Raw genomic sequence first — 10,690 nt, 5'->3', positions numbered from 1 at the left:
ATCCCAAAAAATGTTTGGGCTACAAGTCACCGAGAGAATTTCTTATAGGTGGCTAACTCGGAATTGAAATTTGCCGTGAACAGAATAATGTTCCTTATTTTTGAATCTGCTTGGCTATTCTCTCGTTTTTTGATGAAACTATGCTATAATAGAAATAATATACAGCATAGAACTTGTTTTTTATAGGAGAACCAATGAAGATTGATAAACGGCATTTGCTGAACTATTCTATTCTTTTGCCCTATCTGATTCTTTCAGTGATTGGCTTGATTATTGTCTATTCAACAACCAGTGCCTTACAAATACAAAAGGGCGGAAATCCTTTTAGCATGGTCATTAGCCAGGGACTTTTCTGGATTCTGAGTTTGGTAGCCATGTTTATCATCTACCGGATGAAATTGACGGTCCTGAAGAAGAGGGGGCTGATTCGCTTATTTCTCCTCTTGGAAGTAGCCATGTTGGTCGCGTCGCATTTCTTTGATCCGGTCAATGGTGCCCACGGTTGGATTCGCTTGGGACCGGGGGGGATCATCGGTCTCCAACCGGCGGAATACTTGAAATTATTGATTGTCTGGTACCTGGCGGCACGATTTTCCGCTATGCAGAGGGATATCCAGGTTTATGATTACCAGGCCTTGATTAAGGGAAGCTGGATGCCCAAGGCCTTTAATGATTGGCGGATTGTCAGCCTGTTTTTCCTGGGGTTGGTAGCCAGCCTACCCGATTTGGGGAATGCTACGATTGTAGTTTTGATTATTTTGGTCATGGTAACGGTCAGTGGTGTGGCTTATCGCTGGTTCTCAACAGTCCTGATGGCCTTGGTCCTGGGAGCAACCATTTTGTTGGGCTCCATTCGGATTTTAGGGGTTGATTTGGTGGCACAGATTCCCGTCTTTGGCTATATTGCCCGTCGCTTCTCAGCCTACTTCAATCCCTTTGAAAACGCGACAGAATCAGGTTTGCAGCTGACCAATTCTTACTACGCCATGAGTAATGGCGGTTGGCTGGGCAGAGGCTTGGGAAATTCTATTGAGAAAAATGGCTATCTGCCAGAAGCCCATACAGACTTTGTCTTTTCCATTGTCATCGAAGAATTAGGCTTTGTCGGAGCCTCCCTGATTCTCGCCCTCTTATTCTTTTTGATATTGAGAATTATTGTGGTGGGTATCCGGGCTAGACGCCCCTTCAATTCCATGATGGCTTTGGGAGTAGCAGGGATGATGCTGATTCAGACCTTTGTCAATGTCGGTGGTATTTCCGGCTTGATTCCCGCTACGGGAGTGACCTTCCCCTTCCTATCACAAGGAGGGAATAGCTTGTTGGTTATTTCTATAGGAATTGCCTTTGTTTTAAATATTGATGCAAATGAAAAACGGGAGCTCTGGGAAGAGGAAATAGAGCAGACTATGGCTAAAACAGAAAGTTAGGGAGAAATATGAAAATTCAGAAGTTAGAAAACTACAACAACAAGGATGCTATCAAGGAAGAAGTTGCTATCCTAACCACTATCCTTGAAGAGGTAGCTGGGCAGATGATGTCTGCAGAGACCTTTCAGAAAATTTTGGAGCTTTCTCAGCTCTCGCATGAGGATGACTACCAAGCCTTGATTGATATTATCGGCCAGTTAAATAATGACGAATTGGCTGTGATTTCTCGCTATTTCGCTGTCTTACCTCTCTTGATTAACATCTCTGAAGATGTGGACTTGGCCTATGAAATCAACCATCAGAATAATATTGGTCATGATTATCTAGGAAAAATGTCCACAACAATTGATATGGTGTCCAAACATGAGGATGCGGCTGAAATCCTTGAAAAACTCAATGTCGTTCCTGTCTTGACGGCCCACCCAACTCAGGTTCAACGCCAGTCCATGCTGGATTTGACCAAGCATATCCACGAATTGCTCCGTCGTTACCGCGATGTCAAATTGGGCTTGATGAACCGGACCAAGTGGGAAGACCAACTGCGTCTTTATATCGAAATCATCATGCAGACGGATATGACGCGGGAGAAGAAACTCAAGGTTACCAATGAAATTACCAATGTCATGGAGTATTACAATTCCTCCTTCATTAAGGCAGTGACCAAGCTCCAAGGGGAGTACAAGCGTCTGGCTGCCGAGAAGGGCATTGAGTTGGATAATCCGCGTCCTATTACCATGGGTATGTGGATTGGTGGTGATCGTGACGGAAACCCATTTGTGACGGCCGAAACCTTGAAATTATCAGCCCTGACCCAGTGCCAAGTGATTATGAACTATTACGATGAGCAGCTTTACAAGCTCTACCGTAATTTCTCACTGTCGACCACTATTGTCAAGGTCAGTCCGGCAGTTCAGCAATTGGCTGATTTGTCACAGGATCAGTCTGTCTATCGTGAAAACGAACCCTACCGCCGTGCCTTCCATTATATCCAGATGAAGTTGGCAAACACGCGTGATTACCTCGTGCACAACAAACCAACTGATGATCGCTATGAAAACGTTGCTGCTTTCAAGGCTGACCTGCTGGCTATCAAGAAATCCCTGAAAGAAAATAAAACAGCGGCACTGATTAAGGGAGATTTGACAGAGATTTTAGAAGCGATTGAAGCCTTCGGCTTCTACTTGGCCAGCATCGACATGCGCCAGGATTCATCTATCTTAGAAGCAAGTGTAGGAGAGCTCCTAGCATCTGCACGGATTGTTGAAGATTATTCAAGCCTGTCAGAAGAGGCTAAGTGCCATGTGCTCCTCAAACAATTGGAAACAGACCCACGCATCCTGTCAGCAACCCATGTAGCCAAGTCAGAGCAGTTGGAAAAAGAGTTGGCAATCTTTGCTACAGCGCGTGAACTCAAGGATAAGCTAGGTGAAGAGGTCATCAAACAGCACATCATTTCCCACTCAGAGAGCGTATCAGACTTGCTAGAATTGGCAGTCTTACTCAAGGAGGTTGGTCTGGTTGATGTCGACAAGGCCCGTGTTCAGATTGTTCCACTCTTTGAAACCATTGAAGATTTGGACAATGCTGCTGCTACCATGCGTGATTATCTGAAATTAGACCTGACCAAACGCTGGATTGCTGGCAATAAATATTACCAGGAAATCATGTTGGGCTATTCGGATTCCAATAAAGACGGTGGTTATCTGTCATCAGGCTGGACCCTCTACAAGGCCCAGAATGAATTGACCCAAATCGGTCAAGAAAATGGTGTCAAGATTACCTTCTTCCATGGCCGCGGTGGTACGGTTGGTCGTGGTGGTGGTCCATCATATGATGCCATTACCTCCCAGCCATTCGGTTCTATCAAAGACCGTATCCGTTTGACCGAGCAGGGCGAGGTGATTGGTAATAAATATGGTAACAAGGACGCAGCTTACTACAATTTGGAAATGCTGGTGTCTGCAACGCTGGATCGTATGGTAACGCAGATGATTACGGATCCGGATGAAATTGGTAGTTACCGTGAAACCATGGATGAGATTGTGGCGGATAGCTATACTATTTACCGCGACCTGGTCTTCAATAATCCTCGTTTCTACGATTACTTCTTTGCCGCGACGCCAATCCGTGAGATTTCCAGTTTGAATATCGGTTCTCGTCCAGCAGCCCGTAAGACCATTACTGAAATCGGTGGACTCCGTGCCATTCCTTGGGTATTCTCTTGGTCACAAAACCGTGTCATGCTGCCAGGTTGGTATGGTGTTGGTTCTAGTTTCAAACGCTATATTGACAAGGCGCCTGAAAATCTAGCTAAACTACAAAAAATGTACGAGAGCTGGCCTTTCTTCCGTTCACTCTTGTCAAATGTAGACATGGTCTTATCTAAGTCCAACATGAACATCGCCTTTGAATACGCCAAAATGTGTGAGACAGAGGAAGTTCGTAATATCTTCCATGCCATTTTAGATGAGTGGCAACTGACTAAAGACATGATTTTGTCTATTGAGCAACATGAAGAGTTGCTAGACGAACTGCCTTTCCTCAAGGCCAGTCTGGACTACCGCATGCCTTACTTCAATATTCTTAACTATATCCAAATTGAGCTCATTAACCGCCTCCGTCGTGGGGAGCTCAGCAAAGAGCAGGAAAGCCTGATTCACATCACCATCAACGGTGTGGCGACAGGCCTCCGAAATTCAGGATAAGAGACGAAAACAACTTCTGCGGAGGTTGTTTTTTGCTTGTCAAAAAATGTATAATGGATATAGAAAAGTTCTGTAACCGATTGCAGATTCATTCGTTATATTAGTGAAGGGAGGGGAGCAGTATCAAACTAGATGATTATGAAAAAGAAGTCATTGCTATAGCTGAGGAAATTTCCTACTATCTGCAACAGTCAGGCGCCAATCCTGCAGATAGCCAGGATATTGCCCAGGATGTTCTGGTCAAAATTCTCACCTCCGATATTGTCCTTCCTTTCGAGAAACTCAGGGCCTGGCTCTATCGATCGGCTGTCCGAGCTTACATTGACAAATACAGGCGGGACAAACATTATCATGACATCTTACAGAAGGAATTTTTCCACCAAAATGGTTGGACAAAATTTGACGACAGGTCTTATGAGCCGCTCTATCGGGCAATAGCAGAGCTGCCGAGCAAGTATCAGCTAGTCTTGGACCTCTACTATTTTCAGGAGATGACAACCAAGGAGATTGCCAAAATTTTAGGTCAATCTCAAGGCTTAGTTAAAATCAATCTCCACAGAGGGCGGAAACAATTGGCCAAGACCTTGACAGAAAAGGGGTATCACTATGAAGACTTTTGAAATTGTAACCAAGAAGAGTAGAAGGAAACACCTGCTAAAAACAATCAGCTTATCCCTGCTCATTGGTTTTGTTTTCCTTTTTATTGGTTCTTGGATGGTTAAAATGATTTACGGTGCACACATTAATAGCGAGCGAGAACGGTACAATTTGCTGACAGAAATCGCCTATCCCAACATTCGCCATGATGGGATAAAAATACAAGAAACGGGATTTTTTTCAGGTAAAATCTACTATAATTTGAGCAAGGATATAGCTGGTGTCCCTATTTCTTTTGGTCAAAGGGAAGTCTACTTTACCCTCTTTAGTATGCACTATGACCCTACTCAGAACTCCCCAGGGGCTAGTTTAGATTTTCTCTATGATTATTCAAGCAATACCAAGCTTCCCACTTTTACGGAATGGGGAGAAAAGAATCAGCTCAAATATCTTAAGGACATGGACGGTCAGCTGGTAGAAGTTGCCATTCGATTTGATAAGAAGTACACACTGGGTCAGATTAAGCAGATGATTCCAGAAAATCTTAAGCAAAATTGGTACTGGATTGGGACCTGTCACAGGGACCGTACCTTGGTGACCCCGGATGAGCTGTTCGGCTTCAAAGAGCAGAGTCTGAGAAGTTTTCCAGCTGATATTCCAGCAGAACACCAGGTGGAGTTTAAGTCTGGTATTCAGATGATGAAGGAATATATTGAACTCTCAAAAAAAGATAAGGGAAGTTTTGACAGATTTCCTCTCAATGATGTAGAAGACTACATTGCTAAATTCGGCGATACAGACTTCACCAAGCAGGAGGAAATTGACAAGCTAGAATTTGCTGGTGTCATCCTGACAGGACCGGCAGAAAACTTTGTTTCCTTAGAAAATCAAACTTGGATTGCATCCTCAAGCATCGGTGCTTCCATCCAAAATCAGCCCTATTATCAGCTCTACATGGAATAAATCACAAAAAAAATAGAAAATGCTTGCATTTCTGCTACAATTTGATAGAATAGTAAGGTAAAGTTAGACCGTATTGCCTACTGTCTATCTATAAAATATATTTTATTGGAGGCTTTTACCAAAATGGCAAAAGAAAAATACGATCGTAGTAAACCCCACGTTAACATTGGTACAATTGGACACGTTGACCACGGTAAAACTACTTTGACAGCAGCTATCACAACTGTATTGGCACGTCGCTTGCCTTCATCAGTTAACCAACCTAAAGACTATGCGTCTATCGATGCTGCTCCAGAAGAGCGCGAGCGCGGTATCACTATCAACACTGCACACGTTGAGTACGAAACTGAAAAACGTCACTATGCTCACATCGACGCTCCAGGACACGCGGACTACGTTAAAAACATGATCACTGGTGCTGCTCAGATGGACGGTGCGATCCTTGTAGTAGCTTCAACTGACGGTCCAATGCCACAAACTCGTGAGCACATCCTTCTTTCACGTCAGGTTGGTGTTAAACACCTTATCGTCTTCATGAACAAAGTTGACTTGGTTGACGATGAAGAATTGCTTGAGTTGGTTGAAATGGAAATCCGTGACCTTCTTTCAGAATATGATTTCCCAGGTGATGATCTTCCAGTTATCCAAGGTTCAGCTCTTAAAGCCCTTGAAGGTGACTCTAAGTACGAAGACATCGTTATGGAATTGATGAACACTGTTGATGAGTACATTCCAGAACCAGAACGCGACACTGATAAACCATTGTTGCTTCCAGTCGAGGACGTATTCTCAATCACTGGTCGTGGTACTGTAGCTTCAGGACGTATCGACCGTGGTACAGTTCGTGTCAACGACGAAATCGAAATCGTTGGTCTTCAAGAAGAAAAATCTAAAGCAGTTGTTACTGGTGTTGAAATGTTCCGTAAACAACTTGACGAAGGTCTTGCTGGCGATAACGTTGGTGTGCTTCTTCGTGGTGTACAACGTGATGAAATCGAACGTGGTCAAGTTATCTCTAAACCAGGTTCTATCAACCCACACACTAAATTCAAAGGTGAAGTTTACATCCTTACTAAAGAAGAAGGTGGACGTCACACTCCATTCTTCGACAACTACCGTCCACAGTTCTACTTCCGTACAACTGACGTAACTGGTTCAATCAAATTGCCAGAAGGTACTGAAATGGTAATGCCTGGTGATAACGTTACTATCGACGTTGAATTGATCCACCCAATCGCCGTTGAACAAGGTACTACTTTCTCTATCCGTGAAGGTGGACGTACTGTTGGTTCAGGTATGGTTACAGAAATCGAAGCTTAATTCGATTACGTTCCCAGATATAACAATTATAGTCAGACAACTTAATTGTAAACTCTCTGTCTCTGGCAGGGAGTTTTTCTGTATGCTTTCATAAAAGGCATGAAATACTTTAATCTTCCATGACTTTGTGATATAATGAACCTTGTACAATAAAAATAGAAGAGGTATGTGAAATGTCACGTAAACCAATCATTGCCGGTAACTGGAAAATGAACAAAAATCCTCAAGAAGCACAAGCTTTCGTTGAGGCGATTGCAGGTAAATTGCCTGCTGGCGATAAAATCGAAGCAGCTATCGCAGCTCCAGCTGTTGATTTGAACGCTCTTTTGTGGTTCGCTAAGGATTCTGAATTGAAAGTTGCTGCTCAAAACTGCTACTTTGAAGATGCTGGTGCCTTCACTGGTGAAACATCTCCAAAAGTATTGGCTGAAATGGGTGTTAACTATGTGGTTATTGGTCACTCAGAACGTCGTGATTACTTCCATGAAACAGATGAAGACATCAACAAGAAAGCACACGCTATCTTCCGTAATGGTTTGACACCAATCATCTGCTGTGGCGAGTCACTTGAAACATACGAAGCTGGTAAAGCAGTTGAATTTGTAGGTGCTCAAGTTTCTGCAGCTTTGAAAGACTTGACTGCTGAACAGGTAGCATCACTTGTGATTGCTTATGAGCCAATCTGGGCAATCGGTACTGGTAAATCAGCTACTAAAGACGATGCACAAAATATGTGTAAAGCAGTTCGTGACGTTGTTGCTGCTGACTTCGGTCAAGAAGTGGCTGACAAGGTTCGTGTTCAATATGGTGGTTCTGTAAACCCATCAAACGTTGCTGAATACATGGCGTGTCCAGACGTTGACGGTGCCCTCGTTGGTGGTGCGTCACTTGAAGCGGAAAGCTTCTTAGCATTATTAAATTTTTAATAAAATAAAAAATAGGATTTCCTACGACGTGATGGTGGGAAATCCTATTTTTATTATTTGGGTGTAATGTTGAATTTTCTTCGTAGAGAATTTGCCTTCGTCCCAAGAATATCATCAAGAATCTGTGATCTTAGAGTTAGGTAGCCGTAAGTAAGAACACCAATACCAGATAAGAGCACTAGTTTAATCAACATGGTTAGTTTTCCAGTACCGATTAGGAATAAATCCAGACCAATTCTCCCAAGGAAGACAAGTGTTCCCATTAGGATTGTGGCAAATAGAACTTGGATAAGGTGTTTTATGAGTAGGCTTTGATCAAGTCCCACCAACTGGTGGATACGGCGATACATAAGAATGATGGCGGTTAAGGTAGCCAAACTAGTTGCTGCAAGTGGACCATTTGAATGAAATAGGTAGATGAATGGAATCTGTAAAATAAGTTTTACGATGAAACCAATAAGGAAGTAACTAATCGCTCGTTTGCCTTCGAAAAATGCTAATAGAGTTGGTGATAAAAGTCCATACACGGATAAGAATAATGTCTGAATTAGTGCATGGTTGAATAATTGCAGGGCGATCGATTCCGGTTGGGAATAGAAAATAGTATACAGTTCATTTGAAAGGAGCAGGGCACCAGTAAGAGCTGGGATGATGAATAGATTCATCAATTTTATATTGTGTTGCAATAAACTAGCAGAAGCTTCGTGATCTTTTTTCAAGAAATTAGCTGTTAAAAGTGGGATGCTAATACCACCTATTGAATTGACAATTGAAATTAAAATCATGACAATTTTATTGGGATTGGCCGACATATAGGAGTAGAGAACCATTAACCGTTTGACATCAAAGTTTGTTACGGATTCCATCACTCGTATATAGGTCATTTGATCAATCAACTGGTAGGCTTGGATAGCAGATCCGATAATGATAAATGGAATAGCTTCTTTAAAGGTTTCAATTACTAAGGATGTAACATCAATTTCCAATGTAGACGTTTTTGGTTTTTTTAGAAGGTGAAAAAGTCCTTCTTTTTTTAGGAAATAAAGCAATACGATAACACTGGCGACCATACCAATAAATGCTGCCAATGTTGATTGCATAACTGCAACTTTATAGTCTCCATTGCCCACTTGCATAATCATATATGTGGTCAGTAACATCCAGATGACGCGAATAATTTGTTCCCATATTTGACTAAGTGCATTTGGTTTCAAATTGGCATAGCCCTGAAATATCCCACGAATCGTTGACATTGCTGGGAATACAAGGACTGAAAGGCATAGACTATGGAGAATTGGGACTAAATCGTGCCCGAGTCCCATACCTTCAGATAATAGTGGAGAAGTGAAGTACATCAAGGTGGAAAAGAAGAGGCCAGAGACAACCATTAGTTTCAAAAAGCCATTTATCAATGCTGCAATTGTTTCGGTTTGATTCTGTACACTGTAGCGCGCAATTTGTTTAGAAAGCGCGACATTTATACCTGATGTTGAAAAAAGTAGGATAGTTGCATAAATATTATAACCCATGGAAAAGAGGGCATTTGCTTCATTTGCAAATTGGCCCATCCAATAATACCATGGAATAATATAAAGTGCTCCAAGTAATCTACTGATGAAATCACTGATAGTGGACCAAAATGTTCCACGTAGCATTTGATCTTTTTGTGTAAGCTGATTTTGTGTTTGTGTCATGTGTTTCTCAATTTTTTCTACTAATGAAGTTACGAGCGTCGCAAAAATTTTTTGATCAATTGATAGAACTGATACTTATAAGGTCTTGGAAGGTAGGTAAAAACGCCAGGAGTTCTCATGATATAGCCATTAAAATTCTGTTTAAAGCGAAGGACGCCGTCTTTTCCATCAAATAGGCCACTAAAACAGAGAAAATTATATGTATATATTCCTTTGGTTATTGCTTTCTTCATAACATACTCTTGCAAAAGTGTAGGAGCAGGGAATGAGCTGAATTCTGGATAGGATCCCCCATGAAGATAGTAAGCTTCTTTATCAAGATATACGAATAATCCAGCGGATAGGTAAGTTTCTTGATTGCCATATCGTTCTACCAGCCTCTCCGCTTCACTTAATTTTTTTTGCTGGGCTTCTATTTGTATTTGGAGAGTGTTTAATCTAGTTTTTAACTTTGATTTGTCAGGGGTCTCACTCAGCTGGGCTTCCACTGGTTTGATTTCAGCTTGCAATTGGTTTATAATTTCTGAAATTTTTTCTTTGTATTCTTGGAAATTAATAGTTGTTACAAGAAAATCAGCTCCCTCTTCTCCCCAAGTATCGAAAATAACTTTATAATATTCGAGATCCTTATCCTCGAATCCTTGACGTTTAGAAGTAGCGGATGTAATGGTATGAAATAAATCAAGTTCATCTCTTGAGATGCTTTTTATTTTAATACCTAGCTCATGCCCCTTTTTAGCTTGTCGAATACCATTTTTACTAAAGGATGCTGTAAGTGTATCAACAGTTACAGCAGATAGATCTTTCAGATAGTACCAGTCTCCACTATCAAATCCCACTTGTAATCCTTGATGTTGATAGCCCAAATCAATTAAATCCTTGATGATTAGATCTCGTGGTTCGCAGGTTGGATTGCCATAACTATCAAAAGTTTGATAAGTTGTAAAGGGTTTTACTACTAGCTCGAGTACATTAAGTTTTTTCGCACATTGTCAAGTCAAGTGCAACAAGTTCATTGATAACTAGAGATCCAGAGGTTAAGCTGTCTGGGCTAGCCC

General features: G+C 41.8%; 7 protein-coding genes and 1 pseudogene. 6 read left to right on the top strand and 2 right to left on the bottom strand.

Features of this window, described 5'->3' with window-relative positions; genetic code table 11:
• The first annotated feature begins 194 nt into the window (after positions 1-194).
• The 6 genes from ACHBGV_RS09770 to tpiA all read left to right on the top strand — a co-directional run bounded on the left by ACHBGV_RS09770 (position 195) and on the right by tpiA (position 7,938).
• Positions 195-1,427, top strand: a complete 1,233-nt coding sequence (locus ACHBGV_RS09770; protein WP_172094706.1) for an FtsW/RodA/SpoVE family cell cycle protein — start codon at positions 195-197, stop codon at positions 1,425-1,427.
• Between the two features lie 8 nt (positions 1,428-1,435).
• Positions 1,436-4,132 (top strand): phosphoenolpyruvate carboxylase, encoded by a 2,697-nt coding sequence (ppc, locus tag ACHBGV_RS09765; RefSeq protein ID WP_172022511.1) that lies wholly within the window; start codon positions 1,436-1,438, stop codon positions 4,130-4,132.
• 122 nt (positions 4,133-4,254) lie between these two features.
• Positions 4,255-4,752 (top strand): sigma-70 family RNA polymerase sigma factor, encoded by a 498-nt coding sequence (locus ACHBGV_RS09760; protein ID WP_172009373.1) that lies wholly within the window; start codon positions 4,255-4,257, stop codon positions 4,750-4,752.
• Positions 4,739-5,692, top strand: a complete 954-nt coding sequence (locus ACHBGV_RS09755) for an anti sigma factor C-terminal domain-containing protein (RefSeq protein ID WP_394736237.1) — start codon at positions 4,739-4,741, stop codon at positions 5,690-5,692. Before ACHBGV_RS09760 ends, ACHBGV_RS09755 begins: the two co-directional genes overlap by 14 nt.
• 123 nt (positions 5,693-5,815) lie before the next feature.
• Positions 5,816-7,012 (top strand): elongation factor Tu, encoded by a 1,197-nt coding sequence (tuf, locus tag ACHBGV_RS09750; RefSeq protein ID WP_012775011.1) that lies wholly within the window; start codon positions 5,816-5,818, stop codon positions 7,010-7,012.
• Positions 7,013-7,185: 173 nt separating this feature from the next.
• On the top strand, positions 7,186-7,938 hold the full coding sequence (tpiA, locus tag ACHBGV_RS09745) for a triose-phosphate isomerase (protein ID WP_004298713.1): 753 nt from the start codon (positions 7,186-7,188) through the stop codon (positions 7,936-7,938).
• Positions 7,939-7,991: 53 nt separating this feature from the next.
• Here the strand turns inward: tpiA and ACHBGV_RS09740 are convergent, their stop codons facing one another.
• Positions 7,992-9,632: a polysaccharide biosynthesis protein gene (locus tag ACHBGV_RS09740; protein ID WP_105123093.1), complete on the bottom strand. Its 1,641-nt coding sequence runs from the start codon at positions 9,630-9,632 to the stop codon at positions 7,992-7,994.
• A gap of 29 nt (positions 9,633-9,661) precedes the next feature.
• Positions 9,662-10,606 (bottom strand): annotated as a pseudogene (locus tag ACHBGV_RS09735) (peptidoglycan bridge formation glycyltransferase FemA/FemB family protein); the annotation flags it as partial.
• Positions 10,607-10,690: the final 84 nt, after the last annotated feature.

This window comes from Streptococcus sp. A34 (assembly GCF_043674115.1).
GTDB lineage: Bacteria > Bacillota > Bacilli > Lactobacillales > Streptococcaceae > Streptococcus > Streptococcus suis_V.
This window is presented reverse-complemented; position numbering and strand designations above follow the sequence as displayed.